22 protein-coding genes are annotated in these 22236 nt (G+C 48.1%); 6 read left to right on the top strand and 16 right to left on the bottom strand.

Translation table 11 applies throughout. From position 1 onward, the window contains the following. Nucleotides 1-75: 75 nt before the first annotated feature. Nucleotides 76-4521 (top strand): MFS transporter, encoded by a 4446-nt coding sequence (locus tag ADM98_RS04125; RefSeq protein WP_053452385.1) that lies wholly within the window; start codon nucleotides 76-78, stop codon nucleotides 4519-4521. A gap of 44 nt (nucleotides 4522-4565) precedes the next feature. Here the strand turns inward: ADM98_RS04125 and ADM98_RS04120 are convergent, their stop codons facing one another. After that, on the bottom strand, nucleotides 4566-5738 hold the full coding sequence (locus ADM98_RS04120; protein WP_053452384.1) for a glycosyltransferase: 1173 nt from the start codon (nucleotides 5736-5738) through the stop codon (nucleotides 4566-4568). Between the two features lie 49 nt (nucleotides 5739-5787). On the opposite strand from ADM98_RS04120, the gene ADM98_RS04115 reads away from it, so the two are divergent. The 3 genes from ADM98_RS04115 to ADM98_RS04105 are packed head-to-tail and all read left to right on the top strand — an operon-like array spanning nucleotide 5788 to nucleotide 8970. Beyond that, on the top strand, nucleotides 5788-6966 hold the full coding sequence (locus ADM98_RS04115) for a hypothetical protein (RefSeq protein ID WP_053452383.1): 1179 nt from the start codon (nucleotides 5788-5790) through the stop codon (nucleotides 6964-6966). A gap of 1 nt (nucleotide 6967) precedes the next feature. Beyond that, nucleotides 6968-8107 carry a glycosyltransferase family 4 protein gene (locus ADM98_RS04110; RefSeq protein WP_053452382.1) on the top strand — a complete coding sequence of 380 codons (1140 nt, stop codon included), beginning with the start codon at nucleotides 6968-6970 and terminating at the stop codon, nucleotides 8105-8107. Then, nucleotides 8104-8970, top strand: a complete 867-nt coding sequence (locus tag ADM98_RS04105; RefSeq protein ID WP_053452381.1) for a glycosyltransferase family 2 protein — start codon at nucleotides 8104-8106, stop codon at nucleotides 8968-8970. Before ADM98_RS04110 ends, ADM98_RS04105 begins: the two co-directional genes overlap by 4 nt. Here the strand turns inward: ADM98_RS04105 and ADM98_RS04100 are convergent. Further along, nucleotides 8954-9565 carry a response regulator gene (locus tag ADM98_RS04100; protein WP_053452380.1) on the bottom strand — a complete coding sequence of 204 codons (612 nt, stop codon included), beginning with the start codon at nucleotides 9563-9565 and terminating at the stop codon, nucleotides 8954-8956. The two genes, ADM98_RS04105 and ADM98_RS04100, sit on opposite strands and share 17 nt — an antisense overlap. Before the next feature lie 40 nt (nucleotides 9566-9605). Between ADM98_RS04100 and ADM98_RS04095 the strand changes: the two genes are divergently transcribed. Continuing rightward, nucleotides 9606-10940, top strand: a complete 1335-nt coding sequence (locus ADM98_RS04095; RefSeq protein WP_053452379.1) for a sugar phosphate nucleotidyltransferase — start codon at nucleotides 9606-9608, stop codon at nucleotides 10938-10940. Between the two features lie 41 nt (nucleotides 10941-10981). On the opposite strand, the gene manA is transcribed toward ADM98_RS04095, so the two are convergent. The 11 genes from manA to ADM98_RS04040 form a co-directional block, all read right to left on the bottom strand. Beyond that, the gene (gene manA / locus ADM98_RS04090) at nucleotides 10982-11932 is read right to left on the bottom strand and encodes a mannose-6-phosphate isomerase, class I (protein ID WP_053452378.1); all 951 of its coding nucleotides are present in this window, start codon (nucleotides 11930-11932) and stop codon (nucleotides 10982-10984) included. Between the two features lie 176 nt (nucleotides 11933-12108). Next, nucleotides 12109-12750, bottom strand: coding sequence for a peroxiredoxin-like family protein (locus ADM98_RS04085; RefSeq protein ID WP_053452377.1), 642 nt, complete (start codon nucleotides 12748-12750; stop codon nucleotides 12109-12111). A 40-nt stretch (nucleotides 12751-12790) separates the two neighbouring features. After that, complete coding sequence (locus tag ADM98_RS04080; RefSeq protein WP_053452376.1) at nucleotides 12791-13858, bottom strand: YcjF family protein; 1068 nt, start codon at nucleotides 13856-13858, stop codon at nucleotides 12791-12793. 98 nt (nucleotides 13859-13956) lie between these two features. Continuing rightward, on the bottom strand, nucleotides 13957-14424 hold the full coding sequence (locus ADM98_RS04075) for a GNAT family N-acetyltransferase (protein ID WP_268760704.1): 468 nt from the start codon (nucleotides 14422-14424) through the stop codon (nucleotides 13957-13959). A 52-nt stretch (nucleotides 14425-14476) separates the two neighbouring features. Continuing rightward, on the bottom strand, nucleotides 14477-14914 hold the full coding sequence (locus ADM98_RS04070) for a GNAT family N-acetyltransferase (protein WP_082318492.1): 438 nt from the start codon (nucleotides 14912-14914) through the stop codon (nucleotides 14477-14479). Nucleotides 14915-15021: 107 nt separating this feature from the next. Continuing rightward, the gene (locus ADM98_RS04065) at nucleotides 15022-15723 is read right to left on the bottom strand and encodes a YjjG family noncanonical pyrimidine nucleotidase (RefSeq protein WP_053452373.1); all 702 of its coding nucleotides are present in this window, start codon (nucleotides 15721-15723) and stop codon (nucleotides 15022-15024) included. 2 nt (nucleotides 15724-15725) lie between these two features. Further along, nucleotides 15726-16196 carry a DMT family transporter gene (locus ADM98_RS04060; protein ID WP_053452372.1) on the bottom strand — a complete coding sequence of 157 codons (471 nt, stop codon included), beginning with the start codon at nucleotides 16194-16196 and terminating at the stop codon, nucleotides 15726-15728. Nucleotides 16197-16208: 12 nt separating this feature from the next. After that, nucleotides 16209-16871, bottom strand: a complete 663-nt coding sequence (locus ADM98_RS04055) for a Crp/Fnr family transcriptional regulator (protein ID WP_053452371.1) — start codon at nucleotides 16869-16871, stop codon at nucleotides 16209-16211. A gap of 12 nt (nucleotides 16872-16883) precedes the next feature. Further along, nucleotides 16884-17309 carry a DMT family transporter gene (locus ADM98_RS04050; RefSeq protein WP_053452370.1) on the bottom strand — a complete coding sequence of 142 codons (426 nt, stop codon included), beginning with the start codon at nucleotides 17307-17309 and terminating at the stop codon, nucleotides 16884-16886. Nucleotides 17310-17502: 193 nt separating this feature from the next. Next, nucleotides 17503-18357, bottom strand: coding sequence for a PPK2 family polyphosphate kinase (locus ADM98_RS04045; RefSeq protein WP_053452369.1), 855 nt, complete (start codon nucleotides 18355-18357; stop codon nucleotides 17503-17505). Nucleotides 18358-18431: 74 nt separating this feature from the next. Beyond that, a complete protein-coding gene (locus tag ADM98_RS04040) occupies nucleotides 18432-19286 on the bottom strand; it encodes an SDR family oxidoreductase (RefSeq protein ID WP_053452368.1) in 855 nt (284 codons plus the stop codon). Nucleotides 19287-19408: 122 nt separating this feature from the next. On the opposite strand from ADM98_RS04040, the gene ADM98_RS04035 reads away from it, so the two are divergent. Beyond that, nucleotides 19409-19741: a winged helix-turn-helix transcriptional regulator gene (locus tag ADM98_RS04035; RefSeq protein WP_235504828.1), complete on the top strand. Its 333-nt coding sequence runs from the start codon at nucleotides 19409-19411 to the stop codon at nucleotides 19739-19741. Between the two features lie 60 nt (nucleotides 19742-19801). Here the strand turns inward: ADM98_RS04035 and ADM98_RS04030 are convergent, their stop codons facing one another. From ADM98_RS04030 to ADM98_RS04020, 3 genes are all read right to left on the bottom strand, one after another. Beyond that, nucleotides 19802-20794, bottom strand: coding sequence for an NAD(P)/FAD-dependent oxidoreductase (locus ADM98_RS04030; RefSeq protein ID WP_053452367.1), 993 nt, complete (start codon nucleotides 20792-20794; stop codon nucleotides 19802-19804). 64 nt (nucleotides 20795-20858) lie between these two features. Then, on the bottom strand, nucleotides 20859-21749 hold the full coding sequence (locus ADM98_RS04025) for a phosphotransferase family protein (protein WP_053452366.1): 891 nt from the start codon (nucleotides 21747-21749) through the stop codon (nucleotides 20859-20861). Continuing rightward, entirely contained in the window at nucleotides 21746-22228 is a 483-nt protein-coding gene (locus ADM98_RS04020) for a GNAT family N-acetyltransferase (RefSeq protein ID WP_053452365.1), read from the bottom strand. Before ADM98_RS04020 ends, ADM98_RS04025 begins: the two co-directional genes overlap by 4 nt. Nucleotides 22229-22236: the final 8 nt, after the last annotated feature.

The following is a 22236-nucleotide window of genomic DNA, read 5'->3' as shown; positions in this document are numbered from 1 at the left end:
ACATCCATTTCTAGGAATATCGCCCTCCTGTAGAGAAGAGTGTCAGCACGGATTTTCGCAGAAAGGAGTTGTCCGATGCACTCGTTCCGTCAACGCCTCAAGAACTTCATGTATACGTACCGTAAGGACATCCTTGTCCTATCTGGTATGTTTGTATTCATCCTGATCTATAGCTTTCCGTTGTTTCGTTCCGGTATGGTGACGTTCAGCGACATGTCTTTCGGACTGTCCTCACATCGCTACTTAGAAGAAATCTACGGTGCTTGGAACAACCGGTGGAGCACGACGACGCTTCTGAATATCGCACGACTACTCTACATCCTACCGTTCTATGCACTCGGTCTATTGTTTGGCTCTTCCGGTCCTGTTTTGATCAAGTCGTTCATCATTGGACTGTTGACGATTTCTGCCCTATCGATGTTCGCTTTTACGAAACGGCTCCATTCCGTTTATGTCTCGAAACACTTTTCCTATCTCTCACTGATCGCCTTCGCAATCGCTGCGTTGTTTTATGCCTTAAACCCGTGGGTGATCACGCGGATTCAACATATCTATTTATTGTGTGGGTATTCCGTCTTCCCTTACGCTTTGATGTTGTTCTTCAACATCTTTGATCCGAAGTTTCGCGAACAGCTCGATCCCGGTTTTCGTTTGTCTGATCGCTTGAGTCGACGAACATGGATTGATATTACAGGACTGTCGATCGTCTTCGCCTTCATGGCGGCGGGAATTCATTATTTCTTCTTCTCGCTGATCTATATGGGTATCATGGTCGGACTTATTTTTCTAAAGACGAGTTGGACGCGTCGCAAAGAACGGATTTGGTCGTCATTACTGTGGTTTTATGTTCGGGCAACCTGTGCGTTTGGTCTCGTTTTTCTACTATTCAACGGGTATTGGTTCTTGATGTACGTCGGCTCGATTCTGACCGGATCGCAAGCCTCACAGCACAACATCAATGTCTCCGATACGTTGATGTTGTTCAGTCGGCACTCGAGTTGGACGAATGTTTTATTTTTAACGAGCTATTGGTGGCCGATGTTTGATTTGACGACGTTACCGCTGACGTTTTGGATTGCTGGCGCCATCACGCTTTTACTCATTTTACTAGGAGCTATCGTCGCATACCGACAACCAATCCACCTGTTCTTCGGTCTACTCGCGATTCCGCTAATCGTCTTTGCGACCGGTACCCATGAGCAGGTTGCGGATGCGTTCGTCCTGTTCGTTACGAAGACACCATTGATCGGTGCGATGTTCCGCGATCCGAATAAGCTGGTTGGTCTCTTGATGGTCAGTTACAGCTTACTGCTTGCCGTCGGGTTGAACGCTGTCTTTACTCGTGCGTCCCGGACGATTCCCTTACAGCTATACCGGATTGTTTCGATCGTCGGGACACTGATCGTCGTCGCCTGCTTTTTCCTCCCTTATCGGACTGTCTATATGGAAGGCTTTTATCATCCGGTCAAGATGCCTAAGGAATACACCACTATCCAAGAAGAAGTCGATGGGAAGTGGTTGCAGTTCCCGATTGCGGACGAGATGACGCAACCGAGTACCGGCATCGCGACTCCACGCTGGAATCAAAATCCACGAAAAGGTGGTGAAATCAAAGCAACAGGTGACGTGCAAGTCTATACGTCGGCACACGATACCGTCTTTCATCATGAAGGGGCGTCGCCGACGATTGGTTACATGATGACGTTCATGCAGTATCTACTCGATACCGGTCGGTCCGAACAAGCCGGACAAATCGCGAAAGCGTTCGGACTGAAGCAGTTCGCCTACCGGGATGAGTACACGGGGATGAAGGAGCGACAAGATTTCAATATAAAGGTTCTACAGGAACAACGTGATCTCGTACAGACGAAACAAGTCGGCTTGTTCACCTTGTTCGACTTGATCGCACCGCTCGATACACGGACCGTCCCACAATTGATTTTGACCCCTTATGGACTCGAACGGTCGATCAGTTATCCGACACTGGATGGGTACGATCTTGGTCGTCAATCGATTTTGTATACGACACAAGGACATCAGGATAGCCTCTCCTGGATGAAAAAAGGCGATATCGTCGAGATGATCGAGAAAAATGATCTTGTGCTCAGTCAAGTACCGGAAGAATACTATTGGAAACCGTTCGAAGCGATTGATTCAGCGAATGCTTTCCTGAACTGGGGTAAGACGTTCCTCCGAAATAATGACTGGCGCTGGTATTTACGGACGCAAGGTATGACGAACCCGTCGTTTGACCTCGACTTCGGAGACGGGATTGGTCTATCGTTTGCTTCTGCACGGATTGACGCGCCCGTCTACAAATTAGACGGATTAAAAGCGAAACAGGTCGCCTCTTTTAATTCCATGCTTGAGGATGAGACGTTCTTTAAAGCCGATAATCCGGACATCGTTGACTTGTCTCCGAATCCGATGTCAAAAGATAATAACCTGCCTGTCCTTCATGCTGAAGTCGCAGAAGGCGACCCGAAATACATCTGGCAAGTCGCGAAGTCCGGTAAGCTGCCGGCACGCCCGAATAACGCCTATCGCTTTGATATCACAGCGAGCGGTCGCGGGGTCGACCGGCTCCATGTCAAGGTCCGGTTCTTTGATGAGAAGGATCGCGAGCTGAATCAAACGTATGTCGTCGCCCCCCGTGATTCCGGTGATGTCGATGCGATTCACTTGCAAGGTGAATATGTCACGCCACGAAACGCAAAAACGATGCGGATCGATCTACTCAGCTTCCAGCGCCCCGAGCGGAAAACGTACTGGTGGGTCCATGATATTAAAATCTTCAGCTATGAGGATTATATGATCCCGAATACGTTTACGATGACAAAAGACTTGCATGCCGGTCGTTACGCTGGTTTTGCTCGCGTGCTGTTGAACCAAAAAGGCGGACAACTCGATCTGACATTCAATAAACGAGGCGTCACGATTCCAACTAAACAACGATCAGGTGCCAAACTCGCCTGGGTCCCGCTCGGTTCGTTCACGACGCCGAGCGGTCCTGCGACGCTCAGCGTGACGAACACGGAAGGCTTTAATGCCATTCAAAACATCGTCCTAATACCGGAAGAAAAGCTAACCACTCTACAAAAACGCATCGACGATACACTTGCCTTCACGAATACCTTGATGGTACTCGAGGCAGAGACCGGATTCGATTACACGGGGCACTTGCAGTCGGAACGAAACTATCCTGGACTAAGCTTTGGGAAAGGAATCGCTGCGCAACGTGGACGTTTACAGCGTTCGATCGATATTCGGGAAGCGACCGATTATCAGCTCCAGTTGATGTTAACTCCGCCACCAGGAAACGATGGTCGGATTACTGTCAAAATTCGAGACGGGAAACAGGTCGTCTTCGAACGCGCCTTGTCTCGTTCTGACATTCTAGCCGGTCAAAAGCACCAACAGCAGATCGGTAATCAGACGGTGACGTACGATCCGCTACACTTAGCGTTCCCGTACCGGATGACGGAGTTGAGTGACGTCTACCAAGCGTTATACGATGTGAAGTTATCCGATATCCCACTCGAGAAGGGACGCTATCAGCTAGAACTATCCTATGCGAGCAAGGTGCCGTCACTCGTCGATTGGAAGGATCTACACAAGTTTGATCCAAACGAGATTGGCACCGACAAAGCTCTCGCCGAACCGGAAGCGGCAGCGAATTGTGCGACGTGTGTCTCGATCACGGATGATATGTTCGACGCGAGTGAGACTGAAGATGGCTACACGATTGATTACGAGCCGACCTGCTCGTGCGATTGGTATATATATGCCTCGCAAAAAATGAAGGTGAAACCTGATCACGAATATTTGATTCAGTTCGACGCTGTCAGCAAGAACGCCCGTCAACGACACCTCAAAGTGTATTACCTAGATAAAGATGATCGTGTCATCGGTACGGATTTCATCAATGAAGTCGAAGAAAAGAAAAAGAAGCAGTGGAACCATTACGAACAAATCGTCATTCCACCGAAGAAGACCGTCCGGATGCAACTGCATATCTGGACGCGTGGAAATGAGAAAAAGGCTGGGCAATTGCGTCTGAAGAATTTAGAAGTGTTACCGTACGATCAACTGATTCTAGTCGATCAACTCGTTCTCTCCGAGCAAAGCGGTACGCTGTTCGCAACAGAACCTGCCCGTGCGCTTGACGTCGATGCCTCACAGATGGGACGGGATATAAAAAGTGATGCGCCACTCGGTCGCTTTACGGTTAATGATTCTCCGACACCGTTATTTAAACTCCAGACGGACCAGGAAATGATGCGTGGTGACACGGCATTAAACGGCGTCAGTCAGTTGTATCGTTCGAACGAAAAGACGGCACATGTGACCGTCGTATTGCGTCCGATTTATTACGCTGGACTGACCATTCTCGTCTTAGCGCTCCCACTTAGTACCTTGTTGATTTATTTCATGACAAGCAATCGTGGTCTGGCTATCCGACAACGTCTATCGTCCGTGTTCAAGCAACGAATTCCTAGCCTGAAACGAAACAAGAGATAGTGTATTTAAAAAGGACAACGGGGATCGATCCCCGTTGTCCTTTTTCATTTAACTGGTGCTTCGTCTTTTCTATGCCGTTGATAGAGACTGAACATCGTCTGCAAGAACGCAATCGAATCCTTAACAAGGTTGACGTGTGATCCCTCTCGTTCGATGCAGGTTACGGGCTGTTGATAGACCCGCAAGCGTTCTTTTTTTGCTGCATACATCAACTCTAAATCGATCGCGAGACCACTCTCGACGTGCAGATAAGGCAACAAACGATGAACGACACGACGGTTAATGATCTTTAGACCGGTCTGCGAATCGGTCACACCTTTTGGTAAGAAGAATCGTGTCAGATTCCGTTTACCGAAACTCATGAAACGGCGGACAGTTCCCCGGTCTTCGATCGTCAAATCCTTCGTTCCGACGACGATGTCATAGTATCCCTCTTGCGCTATCGTCAACAACCGGGCGATATCTTCAATCCGAAACGAATTGTCCGCGTCGACGAACACATAATAATCACTCGAGATATTTTTCATCCCTTCGATGAATAGGCCTGCTTTTCGTGTATTTTGCTCGACATGATGAACCTCCAGATAGCCGACCGTGAATAACGTATCCGTCGCGTCCATGACGATTGAACGGTATTCTTGGAGGAGTGCCTTGGATCGGTCAGACGAAGCATCATCAAAGAAATTGATCGAAGCGTGGATATAATCTTCACTGATGAAGGTTGCAAGAGACTCTAAAAAATCTTTTACATAATTAAAACGTTTCTCTTCGTTAAATATTGGCAATATAAAGGCTATAGTATCCTTTAAAATGGGATATTCAGGATGGATAATATGCTGGATTTCAGCAAACAATTCATTCGGATAGGCGGGACGATAGGAAAACAGACGGAGCATTCCATCTCCTTGAACGGTATGGTACGGAAAATCGCCCTTTAAACGAACTGCTTCTTTGACAATCAGAATTTTAGATCGCGGACGGACAGCTCGAATTTGATTGGCGATTGCTAGCTCCTCTCCACGCGTCTCATAATCAATGATGTATAGAAGAATATCGTGTTCCTCAGCTTCCTGTATTTCAGTGCTGGCAATCTGTTCGAAGGAGTTCGGGCATTTACCCGGCTGTGTGTAGAACAGGACAGGATAGTAGGAAATCAACGATTCGTATGGAATGTGCCGAGAATGATCGGTAAATACAGCGATATGCCCTTGACTCATAAGTCTCATCCTTTCCGTAAAACAGCTCTGACTGATGGGAGGTGGCTCCATGACAAGTTTCATCCAGCGACATGCCGTCTTATTGATTTTCCCGATTCTAGATGTAGCGCTGAACCTCGTGAACTATGCCTATCATTTGTTATTAGCCCGGGAGCTTTCTAGTGCTGTATATGGATTATTGAACGCCTACTTGGCTTTTTTGGGTCTTCTGCTCATCATCGGTGGTGCTTTACAATGGACCGTGACTCGGGACTATAGTCAACAGAAAACGAACGACTACCAAAAGCTACGGTTCCGCATACTGGCGGTTACAGGATGCTTCTTACTTATTTTACTTTATGCATTACCTTATTTCCTGCCGTTTACCAAAATAAACCTGCTTATTGTTTATTTGATCATCGTGTTTCATATCCTTCTATCTTTTCGTCGTGGTGTCTTACAAGCGACTGAACGCTTCTATGCCCTGAACCTCTCTTATTACATCGAATCCGTCGTCAAAGTCTTAGCCACATGGCTCTTGATTCAACAAACGAACGTCAGTTATGCACTATTGTTCATCTTGGCTGGCATGATTGCGTCCTACCTATTAAGCCTGATGCAAGTCACGTTTCCCGTTAGTAGCGGGCGTATCCAGGCGAACGGACTCGTCCATATGGTTCATACACAAGTCGTCATGACGCTGTTTTTCACACTCGATAGTTTACTCGTCACCCGTTACTTCCCACAGTTAGCAGGAGATTATTCGGTTGCCTTACGATTTGGTCAACTGCTGTTGTTCGTCGCGTTATCACTCGCACAATTGTTGCTACCGCGCTTAAGCCAAAAAAGTCAGGACGAAGACTTTCTTCTTTGGGAGCGTCGCTTTTACCGCATTTTATTAGGTGGACTCGCTCTTGCCGTTTTAGTGTATTGGACGATCGTCCCTTATTTGATTCCGATTCTATTTGGGAGTGGTTATGACGCGGCAACTCATTACATCAAATATATGGTTTTCGTTTATGTCGGCATCACGTTGATTCAATATGAAGCACTCGTCCAGTTTTCACTACACAGAACTCGGTACTTGAAAGGCTATTGGTTGATTCTGATTCTGTTCATCATTGTCTTGACGACATTTCATTCGACCGTCGAGACTTGGTTGCTCGCGCAAGCAGGTGTCTTTTTACTCGGTGCCTTGATATTACGTTTCACCTTACCCCGACACCCCCATTCAGTGAAGGAGGCGTAACATGAAACCACATCTACTTTTTTTATCTTGGCGCGATATCAAACATCCGAAAGCAGGTGGTGCGGAAGTATTCACCCACGAGATGCTCCGACGTGTCAGTGACGAGTATGAGATCACCCATTTCTCTCCCGCATTTGAAGGCGGACACGATGTCGAGTTTTTGGACGGCATCACTTATATCCGGAGAGGTACTGCACTTTCCGTCGTTCCGCTTGCCTTTTCTTATTACCAGTCGCATGCTGCGACGATTGATTTAGTCGTCGACCAGATGAACACGCATCACTTTTTCACACCCCTGTATGTTCCATTAGCGAAACGTGCCCTCTTCATTCATCAACTGACACGTGAAATCTGGCAAATCAACGTCCGTCCCCCTTTCTCATACGTTGGTGAATGGACGGAGACACCACGCCTACAGCTGTACCGGACTGGTCGCGCTTTGACGGTCAGCCAGTCAACGGCAGACGATTTGATAGCTGTTGGTTTTTCCAAAAACGAGGTGACGATTCTACCGGAAGGTCTCTCCTTTACTCCATGGAACGAGGAAGACTGGAAGCCGAAAGAAGCACATCCGACCTTTTTATATGCTGGACGGATGTCTGCCTATAAAGGAATCAATGATGCACTCCAAGCTTTCGTCATCGTCAAACGGGAGTACCCGGACGCTCGTTTCTGGGTCATCGGAAAAAAAGACGAGGCGTATATCACAGAACACCTTCATCCGATTGTTCCAGAAGAAATGCGTGACGCCATCACTTATTTTGGATTCGTCAGTGAGGCAGAAAAGCTCGAACGAATGAGTCGTGCGACGGCGCTCCTGTTTCCTTCCAAACGAGAAGGTTGGGGGCTGACGGTCAGCGAAGCGGCGGCTGTCGGTACACCGACGATTGTTTATGACGCACCTGGGCTACGTGATGCCGTCCAGTACGGCATGACCGGTTACATGGCCAAAAGCCAGACGCCGGGTGCACTCGCTGCCGAGATGCGGGCCTGCTTACGTGACCCGGAAGAATACGAAATGATTCAAGCGGCCGGTCATCGGTTTGCTCAAACCTTGCACTGGGATCATACCGGTCAAGCCTTTCGAAACTGGTTGCAACGCGAATTAATACCCGTCGCACTGAAGGAGGATTTTTCATGATTGGAATCGCTATGTCCACATACGAAAATGAAGCAATCATCTCGGAAACGATCCGCTCACTTCAGGCACAACATGCTTCTTTCCTTTGTGTCATCGCGGATGATGGTTCGACCGATACTACCGTCGCGACGATGCGTCGGTTGACAGCAAATGATACGCGATTCGAAGTGCTTTCCCTTCCGCACGGTGAACGAGGTATCGCCCGCAAAACCGCGATTGATCGCTTAAAGCAACACAGTGTCGAGTACCTTTACATCATCGATTCCGATATGGTACTCGAAGAGCAGTTATTAAAAAGCTGTCTCTTGTATCTTGAGGCACATTTAGACGTCGGAGCACTCGTCATTCCCGAACGCGCGTACAGTGATTATGATAATTACTTCAGTCAAGTGAAAGTCTTTGAACGTAATCTGTTCAACGTTCCGACGGATCAACTCGACACGCATACGATGGAAGCCGCACGTTTTTGGCGGATCGAGGCGTACGTCGCCTCGGGTGAGATTGATCCGACGCAAATCAGTTTCGAAGAGACGCAGCCGACAATCCGTTATTTAGAACAAGGTGGGATCATTCGCCGCGCGACATTCACCTACGTACACCACAACGAAAAGCAGGTCGAATTAAACGACCTGCTTCGAAAAAAACGCTATTACTTCGATGTTATGCCCGCGACGCTCGACGCGGAACAGGGCGGCTTCATGAAAGCCTTACGACGTTGGTATTTCTTCCGTCCTGTTCTCTATCATCAGGCTAATTTAAGAAAATACAGCCGTCATCCGCTGTTGACCGTTGGCGTCATCTACATGTACTTGCGTCTTAGCTTCATTGGTGTAGAGTCTCTCTTCTTCAAACGGGTTTCGTAATGCTTCCGACGACTGATTGATACAAGATGTAGGTACCGAACTGCGTGGGGAATTCTAAACGCTGTATCTGATCTTCTTCACGCACCTCTTGTTCGGAGTGACTAATGATTAGAGAGCGTTGACCGGCAATCGTTCCGTCTTCAAAAAATAAACAATACGGACGATCTGAACTCAAAAGCACGCTCTCAAAATGGTTGACCAAATTACGTTTCCGTTGCTTCGTCTCGACGACTTCATCACCAATTTTAGTCATGATAGAGAGTATTCGCTCATCAATTTTCAAAGGTTTCGTCATCATACGACTGACATTCCCTGCATTTACTGCTGCGAGCAGCGTATGCACCTGCATATAATCAGTCAACACGATTTGTTTCGTTAATGGCGCACGTTGTTTGGCAATACGTAACAGCTCGACACCATCCATTTCCGGAAGCCGAAGTTCCGTCAACAAGACATCAACGTCGGCATTGCTGAGTTGTTCCAAAGCCTCTTCTCCTGATCCTGCTTCCTGTACGTCTTGTCCCGCTGCCAGTAGTTTACGACGTAAAATCCGTCGTGTCGGTTCATGTGAGTCAACTAATAGATAAAGTGCCATATGCTATCGCCTCCGTTTTAAAAAGAAAGGATGGTCGTCAATGTATATTCTTTTACTATCAGGTGGATCCGGAAAACGGCTTTGGCCGCTCTCGAACGATTTGAACTCGAAACAGTTCTTAAAAATCCTAGAAGATCGCGATGGCAATAAACAATCCATGATGGAACGTGTTTTTCAGCAGCTTAAGGAAGTCGGGCTGGACGACCGGACCGTCATTACGACGACGAGTTCACAAGTTGATGCGATCGAAAATCAGCTAGGCTTCCGTACTTCCATCATTCAGGAACCGTCACGTCGCGATACGTTCCCTGCCATCATGCTTGCGACAAGTTATCTCGCAGAGCGGATCGATTTAGAAGAGACGGTCATCATCATGCCGGTCGACCCTTACGTTGAATTATCGTTCTTTGAACGCTTCGAGCAACTGGACCAAGCCGTCCAAGAACATCCGGATGCGCTTCATTTAATGGGTGTCGAACCGTTACATCCTACGTCAAAATATGGCTATATCATTCCGCAGACTTCCGAAAACATGTCTATCGTCGAACGCTTTCAGGAGAAACCGACTGTTGAAGTCGCGAGTGACTTAATCGAACAAGGTGCATTATGGAACTGTGGTGTCTTTGCCTGTCGTCTTGACTTCTTGATGCAGTGTCTAGAAGAGCAAGCTGTGCCGACGACATTCGAGGCGCTCCGTTCGAATTATGAGGCATTAGAAAAGACATCATTTGATTATGCTGTCGTCGAAAAGACCGATTTCTTATTCGTTCATCGGTATGATGGTTACTGGAAAGATCTCGGAACATGGAATACATTAACGGAAGAGATGCCACATCCGCTTCATGGAAACGCCCGGATGCTCCACTCGAAAAATACACATATCGTCAATGAATTACAGGTTCCGGTCCTTGGAATCGGACTCGATAACTTAATCGTGTCGGTGAGTCCAGATGGTGTCCTCGTTGCGTCCAAAGACGAGACACCTGCTCTGAAAGAATATTTGACGGATGATACCTTGCCACCACAATTTGAATGGAAACGCTGGGGCTATGCGACGATTTTACATCAACAGCAACTAGAGGACGGACGTTATGCCGTGACCCGACGGCTGCATATCAAGGCGCATCAACAAATCAGTCACCATTACCATCCGCATACTGACTCGACATGGAGTATCTTACAAGGTCGCGCCGAGGCATTGATCGATGGTCAGTCACAACAGCTCGGACCAACTTCTGTCGTGCATATCCCACAAGGTGTACCGCATACGCTGACCACACTAGAAGATCTGATCATGATCGAGATTAAATATTCCATCGATTGGACGGAGCAGGATAACTATCCGCTCCCCATCTCGATTCGGTACAAACCATGATGTTAGAAAGGGCACCTCTTATCGGTGCCCTTTTGTCTGCTCTAATCTAAAAATACTTCACTCGTCACAAATGTGACGGATCCAGCTATTTCGTAATCTCCCGCTCGACGCGGTACAAAGAATTGGTTTCCTTTCTGTAAAGGAATCACGTGATTCCCTTGCCGCGCTTCTCCTTCACCATCAATGACAGTCAATAAACGAAAGACCAGATGATCATGCAACACATACCTCCCGGTCACTTCATGACGGATGACCGTAAAGGAAGGTACTTGAAGCAACTTCGTCATGATGCCCCCCTCCTTGATGATCGTCTCTGGTTGGTTCGTCCACGGCTCATCTGGAATCGTCGTGACAGCGATTGCCTTCTCAACGTGTAATTCTCTCGGTTTCCCGTCATCTCCTAATCTGTCGTAATCATATAGTCGGTACGTCCGGTCGCTCATCTGTTGAATCTCAAGAAGAACGATGCCTGGTCCTAGAGCGTGGATTGTACCACTCGGAATGTAATAGAATTCTCCAGGCTTCACTTTTTGATGCCGAAGTGACGTCTCCCAGTCCTTTTCTTGCGCGCACCGGAACAGGGCATCTCGTGATTGTAGATTGTGACCAAGAATGATTTCTGCCTCTGGTGCAGCCTCTAATATATACCAGCACTCATTCTTGCCGTACGGTTCTCCTTCTAGCCGTCGTGCCTCCTCATCGTTCGGATGGACTTGAACGGATAAGTAGGCGGACGAGTCCAGAAATTTTACATGAAGCGGAAATGCATCAAGCAGATAATCACCGAATAGTTCTGTCCGTTTCGTTTGCCATAATTCATCTAGCGTCTTACCCTGATCAGGTCCATCTAAGAAGTACGTCCGCCCACTCGCATGAGCGGATGCTGTCCAACATTCTCCAATTTGTCCTTCTGGTAACTCAAACTGAAACAACGCTTCTAAACGTCGACCGCCCCAAATTCGTTCTTTGAAAATTGGTTGAATGGCATACATATCGACGCGGACTCCCGATAGACTAGGAGCGACGCTTCACCTCCATCTATACGTTTGGTTACCTCTTTATACCCATTTTTATGTCTATATTATCCAAATAAAACAGATTGAATCATAAAAAAACCAACTCTTAGTGCGTCCCTAGGAGTTGGTTTTCGTATATTTGACTGGCTCTTTTACTGTTCAAGGTAATCGATGATCGTTTGCGGATCAACGCGTTTCGTATAATCCGATGATACTTCGGCGAAACGAATCACACCGTCCGTATCAATAATGAACGTCGCCGGTTTCGGCAACTGCCAATCTTCATTTCCGTTGTGTTTTGCTACATCAAGTCCCGATGCTTTGTAAATCTCGATCAAGTAATCTGGCAGGTCGAACACCAGATCAAATTGACGGGATACATGTAAATCAACGTCACTTAAGACAGGAAAACTTAACGCATTCTTATTCGCCGTCTGCTCTGCAAAGTCAGGTGTCTCCGGGCTGATCGCAACGACGGTCGCTCCCTGTGCACGAATCCGTTCGATCTCCCGTTCGTAAGCGCGAAGTTCGAGATTGCAGTACGGACACCAGCCACCCCGGTAGAACGTTAAGATGACAGGACCTTGCTCGAGTAATGTCTCGATCGCCACAGGTTTGCCGGATACATCTGGTAACGTAAAGTGTGGGATTGTGTCACCGACATCTAGACCTTGTGCGACTCCAGAAGCAGTTAGTTCTGCTGTCGCTTCCGCCATCAGGCGTTGTTTCTCAGCAGGTGCCTTTTGTCGAAATTCCGATTGATACTGTTTGATTTCTTCAAGTAAGCGTGTCATACGTTCTCCCCCTTTATTGCTGTATAGAATAACAGGGGAATTACTCGTTTGTCTCTTCTGACGTCTCCTCCGCTTTCTTCCGGAATCGTTTGACGAATCCCATTAGTTGCTCTGGTGTCAGTTCAAGCTTATTCTCATAGACATATTTCGTCCCGTATCCGAGTGCAAGTGTTGCTGTCGAAGCGACTCCTGCTGCAATGACGGCACCATATCCCGGAACTAGCTTCGCCATTTGCCGAAAGGCCGTTTTTCCGGAATTCCCGACGATCGTCACGACAAGCAACTCTTTTGCACTCTCCTTGGATAACTGTCGCTCATACAGATTCGATAACTTGAGCATCAAGCCGATTTGAATCGAGGTCAACGGAATAATATCAGCTCCGGGAAACGGCACGGCACCAATCGCACCAGCAGCTGTTCCCGCACCGACAATCCAATTGTTGGCTATCTTCCCACGAACGGTCGGATCCATCTGGCGAACGAACACATTATCCTTGTCGAACTTTTTTAAGATATCGAGTACCTCCCGGCGGAGCCGATCGATGTTCGTCCCTTCTCGTGCTGACACAGGAATGATTTTAGGTCCCGGTAGTTTTTCTGCAATATGATGGACGATCGTGTCGACATCATCCGTCGCATCCATCTTCGTGACGACGATTAAGACGTTTTGGTTATGTTGATAGATTTTCCGGAAATTCTTTGTCTCCGTTTCGGATAAGACAGTACCTGCCGCATTTAAAAAATAGAGGATGACATCGGCACTTTGATAGTACGTCCATGTCGCTTCCGAGTTCTGTGTATTGGCATCATTCAATCCTGGTGTATCAACGAAGATGACTTTATCTTCTGGGTGCTGTCTTACTTGATCAATTCGAACCGTCTCACCTGGTCGCGCCCCGACCGTTGCCACTTCTCGTCCGAGAATCGCGTTCAAGGTCGAGGATTTCCCCGCATTGACGTCTCCGATCAAAGCAACCGTCACATCCTGCTCCAACGATTGATTAAAATCTCGTCGCTCTGATTCAAACGACTGATCAAAAATTTCCTCCAGTTTGCGTTTCCGTTTTTGTTGATTGGTCTCGAGTCCTTCACCAAAAAAATCATCCATCGTGATCCCTCCTCCTCTTTTCTGCTTCCTCTCTTTTCCCGTTATTCCTTGATTTCAACACAAAAAGGCAAGTGAACACGATGTCCACTTGCCTAATTTTAGAGATATGTGCTGCGTCGCTCGAGCAATACCGTATCGCGCCATCTGCCTCCGAGCCGACCAATTCGCTCCCGGCGACCGACTTCCCGAAAATCAAAACGTTCATGAAGGCGCAGACTCGCTTGATTTTCCGGAAAAACTTGCGATTGCAACGTCCAGATCCCGGCTGCTTCACTTGCTTTAATGACGTCTTCCATCAAGCGTGTGCCGACACCTTTACCGCGTGCTTCTTCCGCGATATAGAGGCTGATTTCAGCGACACCAGCGTATGCCGGAATCGAAGAGAATGGACTTAACGCGACCCAGCCGAGCAATTGCTCGTCTTCAATCGCAACGAGACGACTGTGTTCATGGTGATGCCTCGTCCATTCTTCGTACGGTAATGCCTCCGTGCGAAACGTCGCGTTCTCCGTCTTTATCCCTTGTTCGTAGATCCGAACGACTTCCGGGTAATCAGATTCTCTCATTAGTCGAATATGCATAGTATCTCCTCTGCTCGTTCGATCATCTCATCAAATTTTATACTTCTAACCGCACTGCCATTTCTCGACCGAATCGATCCCCGTAATCGATGAAACCGAGACTCGCATACAGACGGTGTGCCGCCTGATTGTCTGGTCGATAACCGACGACGATTCGTTTTGCTGCGGGTAACATTCGCATCTCTTCAATCACGGCTTGCATCGCTAATCGCCCGATGCCGTTCCCTTGTTGCGCCTGATCGATCATGATGCGATAAATCCAGTAGCCGCCGAGTTCTTCTAGCTCCGTGTTGTACATCACAAAACCAACGACTGTTTCATCTGTCATGATCGCTCGAAGGACAAGGCTTGGTTCGAACTTCGCTTGCGCGATTGAGTAAACATTTGCTTCCATGAAGTTTTGCTGTTCTGCCGTCAGTGTCAGGTCACAACAGGCTTCCCAATTTTCTGCTGTTACTGGTACGAGTTGAATCATGTTCATTTCCCCTTTTAGTTAGACGGGAGTTGCCTCCAGCGTCTGTTGATCACATCGTTGCACGGTGATCGCCCCCTTTCCTTCTCTTTCCTATCGGCTGACTCGATTCATGATTGAAGGACTTTTGCATTCTCAAGTAACGCGGGCAGTTCATCCAACGAACTAATCGTAAAAGTTGGCTTGATGTCCGTTGCCGACTTTCCTTCTGGATTAAACCAACAGGTTGCGATACCGGCTTCGTTCCCACCTGCAATATCAGCCGATAAGGAATCACCGACGATGATCGTTCGAGTCGGATCGAATTGCGGAATCCGCGCAAACACATGATCAAAGAACCCTACCATCGGCTTTTGGAACCCTGTCTCCTCTGAAACGAAAATTGCTTTAAAATACTGCGTTAATCCGGCGCCATTAAGTCGCGCCCGTTGCGTCTTTGAAATCCCGTTCGTGATGACGTACATCTCGATGTTCCCTTCTAGTTGCTCAAGCAGGGCAGTCGCGCCCGGAATCAATTCCGTTCCTTGCGCGAGATAACTGCGATACGTTTCGTCAACTTCTCGTCCGTCGACTTCTCGTCCTTCTTCCGCAAAGAACATCACGAATCGCGAGTGAATGACTTCCTCACGTGTCACTTCACCCCGTTCGAGCGCTTTCCAGAGCGCGTGATTGATTTCCTTGTAGCGCGTTTCTCGCTCAGTCGTCCACGTTAGATCTTGCTGCTCAAGCAGACGTCGAAAGGCAATCCGTTCCGTCGCTTCAAAATCGAGGAGTGTATGGTCAATATCGAATAATACCGTTTTATAAAACATGTTCAAGCTCCTTTACGTACTTGTTGTACAGTTGTTGTTTTCCCGCCCAGTTGAAATAACAGCACGCCGCCACCAATCAGTAGCACACCGAGCGCTTTTGTCCACGTAAATGGAACGGCTTGTAAGCCGAACCAGCCGAGCGTATCCCACAGTAAGGCAAACAAGATTTGCGACACCATGACGATTGAAATCGCTCGACTTGGTCCGAGCTGTTGAACCCCTTGCGTCACGCAGAGGACGACACCGACTCCGATAATTCCACTAAACCAAAACCAGGTTTGCGCCTGTTCGAGTGCAAACAATTGTGATCCTTCGACGATCAAACCAATCGTCAGTGAAGCGAGGAACCCGAGTCCAAGGACTAACGTCGTCGTCGCCCAAGCACCGACATGTTCTTTGACTTTAGCGTTAAATGTGTTTTGAATACAAACGAGCATGCCCCCACAAAGGGCAAGTATGATTCCCGTAACCATGTTGCACCTCTTTCATTCGTAAATACTTTCTCCGACTCGCTCCATCAACCCGTCCCGATCAATGATTTCAATCGTATGCTGCGTCCGACGGATCAACCCATCATCGACGAACTGACGTAAGACACGATTGACATGACGATAACTCGTCCCAATCAAATCTGCCGCATCGACGAGTTCCTTGCTTGCAAAAGCATCCGTATTTGGTGTCATCGACAATAAATAACTAGCTAGCCGGACTTCGACCGGGTACAGCAGATTAAAGCTGAGCGTATGCGATTTCAATTCAAATTTTTTCGTGATCGTTTCGAGTAAAAATAATAGGAAAGCGGAATGGTGTAAGCGCGCTTCTTCTAAATCCGGATAAGCAATCCGTAAGACGGTCACTGGTGTCACCGCCTCGACCGTATTCATCAAATCAATCTTCCGGACAAACTCAATATCGCCGACGAGATCAAACGGATGCTTGAAGGACAACACGAGGCGTTTCCCCGTTGCCGACATATGTGTGATCTTCAATTTCCCTTCGACGAGCAGGTAGAGTTCATGCGCAACATCACCTTGCCGACACAAGGTCTCACCCGGTCCAAACGTTTGAATGTACATCGCCTTACGTAATGATTCATCAAAGATATGTTCTAACTGATAGCGTTCCAAATAGGTCGTAATGTCCGTCACACTCTCTCCCCCTTAGCTTTTTAAGATGAAGATCCCCACGATCATCATCACGATACCGATGATTTGTGGTCCGCGCAGTCGCCGCTTTATGACACCAAACCAGCCTCTACCGTCAATCCATAACGCAAGCGCCAATTGTGCCAGTAAAAAGAGCGAAATTGTCAAGGTTACACCCATCCGGTGGACCGCTGTCATGTTGCTAAATAAAATGATTGCCGCAAAGGCACCGCCAGCTAGATAGAGCGGTTTGACACGTCGCATCGCTGAAAAACTCCGATCCCGTAAGACGATTGCTAAGAGGATCGCAACGATGAATCCGGTCATCTGGGTGATCGTCGCTGCTTGCCACGTCCCGATCGTTTGACTGATTCGGGCATTGGCGACACTTTGGAGCGTTAAGAAAAATCCGCCGGCAATCGCAAATAAGACACCACGCATGTGCATACTCCTCTCTTATTCCATGATACTTTCATTTAACGAGAGTCGTCTTGATTTGAACAGGACATTTGTCCTGAGATACGAAGAAGTTCATACTTCATGATGACTAAAAAGAATTTCGTACAAAGCCAAGTGCACAAAAAAAACGATTCTTCTCAGCAAGAGAACAATCGCTTTTGGTTTGTTTAAATGCTTATGCTTCTTCTTCCAATCGTTTAATCGCCTCATCGAGCTGTTCCTGATCCTCTTCCGATAACTTCGGATACTGCGGATCAATTTCCTTCAGGACGTCATTCATGACTTCAGTAACGATATAACGCGAATACCACTCGTCATCCGCCGGTAAGATGTACCATGGGGCATAGGACGTCGACGTCGCCGAGACGAGCTCGGCAAAAATTTCATGGTATTCCTCCCAATGCTCGCGTTCCTCAATATCGCTGAACGAGAATTCGAAGTTTTTTGTCGGATCTTTCAAGCGAGTCAACAATCGTTTCCGTTGCTCCTCTTTTGAGACATGGAACAAGAACTTGACGACACGGAATCCGTTCTCGACGAGATACCTTTCAAAGTCGTTGATTTGACGATAGCGCATCTGCCAGACGTCTCCGCTATCTGGTTTTTCTTCCTCCTCGAGTAAATCATGTATCCGCGGCGCAATGACTTCCTCATAGTAGGAACGGTTCAAGATGCCGACTTCGCCTTTTTCCGGTAGCCCTTCGTGGATCCGCCACAAATAGTCGTGCTTTTGTTCTGTATCCGACGGTTTTTTAACGGAAATCGTCCGAAGTCCTTGGGCGTTCAAGTTAGAAAAGATATAGCTAATCGCCTCATCCTTCCCGGCGGCGTCAATCGCTTGCAAGATGACGAGCACACCATTCTTTTCTTCAGCATGTAAACGCCAGTGTAACTCTTGTAATGTCTCAACACTTTTCGGGATTCGTTTCTCGCGTAATTCCGCTTCCGAAATCTCATGTTTTTCTGATGTCGGGTAGTTCGAAAACGAGATCTGCTCGCCTTCCTTAACACGATAAGATGACAGTTTCATAGTAGGGCTCCTCCTTTAATTGCTTCTAAAAGGGGTTTACCCTACTCCCTGTCCCTAAAAACGTTCAGATGAACTTATCTTTTCAAAAGAATACGGACACTCTCTTCAAGCGTCGTTACAGGACGACCGAGTAACGCTTCAAAATCATCACTTTCAACTGCAAGGGTCCCTGCTGCGATATCTGCCTGGATACCAATCAGCATCGGAAGCAAGAAGTCGGGTAGTCCCGCTGCTTTCATTCGCTCTCCATATGTCGTGGCATCGACTTGATCCAAGATGACTGATTGATTGAGGACCGCTCCGACTGCTGCCGCGAGTTCTGCTTGCGTATGCAAGGGACCCGATAATTCATAGATTGCTTGCGGCTGTTCAAGCGTTAGTCCTGTCGCGATCGCGATTGCGTACTCTTCTTGCAACGCCCATCCGACTTTTCCTTCACCGGCTGCCGTTAACCAGTTTGCACCTTGCGCGACCGCCTCGATCGTTGCTAATTCATTCTCAAGATACCAGTTGTTGCGGAAAAAGACATACGGAATACCTGTCGCTTGAATCGCTTCCTCGGTGACACGATGTGTCCGCGCGAGTCCGTTCGTGCTGTGTGCTGCATTGGCGATACTCGTGTAGCCGATCAGCTTGACGCCTGCCTCTTTTGCTGCCGTGACAGCAGTTTGGTGCTGACGAATCCGTATTGCTTCTTCACCGTCTGTTGAGATGATCAACAGGCGATCAATATCTTGAAATGCGTGTGTGAGCGTCTCCGGCTGATCAAAGTCACCACGCCGAACATCGATTCCTTGCGCTGCAAGTGATGCCGCTTTTTCGACATTACGTACGCTGACAGCCACGTTCTCGACACCAACTCGTTCACTGAGTTGTTGAACGATCTGCGCTCCTAATTTTCCAGTTGCTCCTGTAATTAACCATTTCATGATAAAACCACTCCTTTGAAGTTTGATGTTGTTCTTCATGATACGCTAGGTGATACACTAAAAAAAGTAGGCACTTATCTGAAACTAGGTCCCTCAAAACGAACCAATGGGAGAGGATAAACGTGGCTGTATTCGATTCAACAACCGATCAACGGACGGCCTGTCCGGTTACCCGTGTGCAACAAATGGTCGCTGGCAAATGGAAGATCATCTTACTGTGGCATCTGACGCACGGCACACATCGTTTTCACGAACTACAACAATTAACCGGCATCTCAAAGGGAACGTTGACGCGACAACTGCGTGAGCTCGAAGCGGATGGTTTGATTCAACGGCATGTGTTTGGCGAGGTTCCGCCTCGTGTTGAATATTCCCTGACCGATGCCGGACATAGTTTTTTACCGATTCTCGATCAAATAGCAGCTTGGAGTGAACAACACTTTCAGATGGAATGATCGCGTGTAACAAAAAACATGCGCTTCTTCTCGATTCAGAAAAGAAGTGCATGTTGTCGTTCATTCCGTCGCTGTCACCGTCTGACGTAAGTGGGTATCAATCGCCTCCGCGACGCGTAATCCGGAGATGACAGCACTCTCGACGCGCGTCCGTCCTGACGCATCATCGGCTTCAAGGAACGCATCACCAGCAAGCCAAAGTGGATGTGCCGAAAGCTTCAGGTGCGGTGTCCGGTAAACTGCGCGTGCCTGAGCGTACCGCCAACGCTTGAGCTGACGTGAGACGATTGTCACTGGTCCAAGTTGCTGTTGCAACAACCGTTCGACTTCAGCGAGTGTCTCTTCTTCCGGGCGCGTGTACCAGTCTTCACTGAAGCGGGCTGTCATATAGACGCTTAGGAGTGTCGTCTTCGAAATCTGTTTCTCGGCATTATTGACGAGCTTCAACATCCCATCGACGAGATGTTCGTCTTGTAGACCGACTTCTCCGATCGTGAGTCGCTCTTCGATTTCAAACAGACCAACGAATGTCGGCTCGAACGTCACCTGACGCAACTGCTCATGATCGTCATCTCCGAGCGCCAGATCAGAAGACTGCAACAGTTCATATGCTTGCGGCACAGGCGCCGTCACGAGTAACGCATCATACGCACCTTGATGATCTGTCGCTTGTGTGACGAGTTCGCCCTCCGTTGCCGTAATATGCGTGACCTGTTCATTCAACTGGACAGGAATCCCTCGACCAATGGCTTGTACGAGTTGATTCATCCCGTTCGTCGCGACATAGCGTGGAAAATCCGTGCCGAACCACTTACGAACCCATCCCCTCTCAAGCCATTCGTCGACTTCGCGTCCCAACTCTTCCGTCCGGACCGTGAAGAAGACGGCACCATGATCCGCTGTTCCTTCATCAATCCGACGAGTCGCCATTCGCCCCCCGACGCTTTGGCTTTTTTCAATGATTTCAACGGTATGTCCCGCTGCCTGCAACTGACGTGCCGCAAAAATACCGGCGAGTCCTCCACCAATGATTCCGATTCGTTTCCCTGTCATCTCGCTTCCCCCTCAGATTCCTCATTTCCCTAAGTATAGAGGTTTCTTCCAAGACATGGGTGAATCAATACCCGTCCGATATGCTCGTCTTTAATTCCTGTTCGATGAGCGCGATATTCTCCTCAAAGAACGCCCGGTGCTCTCCTAAACCACGCTTAACACACCAGCCGACGGCAGTCAGTGCTTCCCATAAGCGATAGTATTCAAGATACATCTGCATCGGAACGTGCGGATGAACAGTTGCATATCCTTCTTGAAATGCCGTGACGTACATGGAACCGAACTCGTTTAGATTGCGGACGATCTTCGTGAAATCCATCTCAACGGCTCCATAGCGGGTCGTTTCGAAATCAATCACACCCGTGACAGTCTCTCCTTCTGTCAGTAAATTCGCGAGACGGAAGTCACAGTGCGTAGCAACGGGACGAGAGGGTTCCGGTAGCAGCTGTTCACGTCTCGCTAACTCTATCTCAATACTTTCTAGAAAATCAGGTTCAAGCGCCGACGTGATGAACGGCATGAACCCCTCGAGTTTTTCGCTTCGAAAATGCCGCCAGTCTTGAACTGGATACGCATAAAATCCATCTTCCGTATATTCGCCATATGCTTCTCCGGTGCATGTATGCAGTTGTGCGAGCGTTCGACCGATTTCGTACGCTAACGTTTTAGTCATCGTGACTGGTGCTCGTCCCGGTAAAGCAGCGAGCACGAACGCCCCTGTCGTCTGTCCAGGAGCTGCTTCAGCTAAAATTTCCGGTACTGGCACATGTCCTCTTAGTGCATGAATCCACCCGCGTTCACGATACCATTTTTCTGCCGTATACGGACGCTTCAAGAAAATGACCTGACTATCCGCTAAAACGAGACGATCTACTTCAGAACTATACGATTCGTCAACGGTTGCGCACGCCGCGACGTCGAGTTGAAAATGCTCAATCCATTCGTCTCGCGTCATTCCGCAGTTTCCAACGTCTTCTGTAACGTTTCTCCTGGTAGTCCGTCAATCGGTCCGATATATGTCGATTCAAAGCCAAGTCCTATTAAAATACGACGCGATGCTTCATGCGCTGGATCAATCGTCGCCGTGACGACTTGTAACTCTTCTTCTGTTGCTAGCTGTAACAGACGCCCAGCAATCGCTGTACCGTATCCTTTTCCCCAGTGACCCGGTAGCAACATATAACCGAGTTCTGCTTCGAACGGCTGTGTTTGACTCCGCGTCACGTGACCAATACCAATCCATTCCTCTTTAGCAAAAGTGAGATAAGAACCAAGTCGGTCGTGCTGTTGTTGTTCAAGGATTCGCTCAAAGCGTTGTTTCGTTTCTGCCTCTGTTAACGCCTGTTCCGTGATGTAACGCATGACGCGTTCGTCTTGAACGAGCGTCGCGTATCGTTCGTAATCGGGCGCTGTCACTTTTCGTAATTCAATCATGTTACTCT

The organism is Exiguobacterium sp. BMC-KP, from assembly GCF_001275385.1.
Taxonomy (GTDB): domain Bacteria; phylum Bacillota; class Bacilli; order Exiguobacteriales; family Exiguobacteriaceae; genus Exiguobacterium_A.
Note: the sequence above shows the minus strand (reverse complement) of the source record. Positions and strands in the feature narration are given on the sequence as shown.

Excerpts from the sequence above, each read along its gene's own strand:
- ADM98_RS04125 (WP_053452385.1), top strand. The coding sequence starts at position 76 with ATGCACTCGTTCCGTCAACGCCTCAAGAACTTCATGTATACGTACCGT.
- ADM98_RS04120 (WP_053452384.1), bottom strand. The coding sequence starts at position 5,738 with ATGAGTCAAGGGCATATCGCTGTATTTACCGATCATTCTCGGCACATT.
- ADM98_RS04115 (WP_053452383.1), top strand. The coding sequence starts at position 5,788 with ATGACAAGTTTCATCCAGCGACATGCCGTCTTATTGATTTTCCCGATT.
- ADM98_RS04110 (WP_053452382.1), top strand. The coding sequence starts at position 6,968 with ATGAAACCACATCTACTTTTTTTATCTTGGCGCGATATCAAACATCCG.
- ADM98_RS04105 (WP_053452381.1), top strand. The coding sequence starts at position 8,104 with ATGATTGGAATCGCTATGTCCACATACGAAAATGAAGCAATCATCTCG.
- ADM98_RS04100 (WP_053452380.1), bottom strand. The coding sequence starts at position 9,565 with ATGGCACTTTATCTATTAGTTGACTCACATGAACCGACACGACGGATT.
- ADM98_RS04095 (WP_053452379.1), top strand. The coding sequence starts at position 9,606 with ATGTATATTCTTTTACTATCAGGTGGATCCGGAAAACGGCTTTGGCCG.
- manA (WP_053452378.1), bottom strand. The coding sequence starts at position 11,932 with ATGTATGCCATTCAACCAATTTTCAAAGAACGAATTTGGGGCGGTCGA.
- ADM98_RS04085 (WP_053452377.1), bottom strand. The coding sequence starts at position 12,750 with ATGACACGCTTACTTGAAGAAATCAAACAGTATCAATCGGAATTTCGA.
- ADM98_RS04080 (WP_053452376.1), bottom strand. The coding sequence starts at position 13,858 with ATGGATGATTTTTTTGGTGAAGGACTCGAGACCAATCAACAAAAACGG.
- ADM98_RS04075 (WP_268760704.1), bottom strand. The coding sequence starts at position 14,424 with ATGAGAGAATCTGATTACCCGGAAGTCGTTCGGATCTACGAACAAGGG.
- ADM98_RS04070 (WP_082318492.1), bottom strand. The coding sequence starts at position 14,914 with ATGATTCAACTCGTACCAGTAACAGCAGAAAATTGGGAAGCCTGTTGT.
- ADM98_RS04065 (WP_053452373.1), bottom strand. The coding sequence starts at position 15,723 with ATGTTTTATAAAACGGTATTATTCGATATTGACCATACACTCCTCGAT.
- ADM98_RS04060 (WP_053452372.1), bottom strand. The coding sequence starts at position 16,196 with ATGGTTACGGGAATCATACTTGCCCTTTGTGGGGGCATGCTCGTTTGT.
- ADM98_RS04050 (WP_053452370.1), bottom strand. The coding sequence starts at position 17,309 with ATGCGTGGTGTCTTATTTGCGATTGCCGGCGGATTTTTCTTAACGCTC.
- ADM98_RS04045 (WP_053452369.1), bottom strand. The coding sequence starts at position 18,357 with ATGAAACTGTCATCTTATCGTGTTAAGGAAGGCGAGCAGATCTCGTTT.
- ADM98_RS04040 (WP_053452368.1), bottom strand. The coding sequence starts at position 19,286 with ATGAAATGGTTAATTACAGGAGCAACTGGAAAATTAGGAGCGCAGATC.
- ADM98_RS04030 (WP_053452367.1), bottom strand. The coding sequence starts at position 20,794 with ATGACAGGGAAACGAATCGGAATCATTGGTGGAGGACTCGCCGGTATT.
- ADM98_RS04025 (WP_053452366.1), bottom strand. The coding sequence starts at position 21,749 with ATGACGCGAGACGAATGGATTGAGCATTTTCAACTCGACGTCGCGGCG.
- ADM98_RS04020 (WP_053452365.1), bottom strand. The coding sequence starts at position 22,228 with ATGATTGAATTACGAAAAGTGACAGCGCCCGATTACGAACGATACGCG.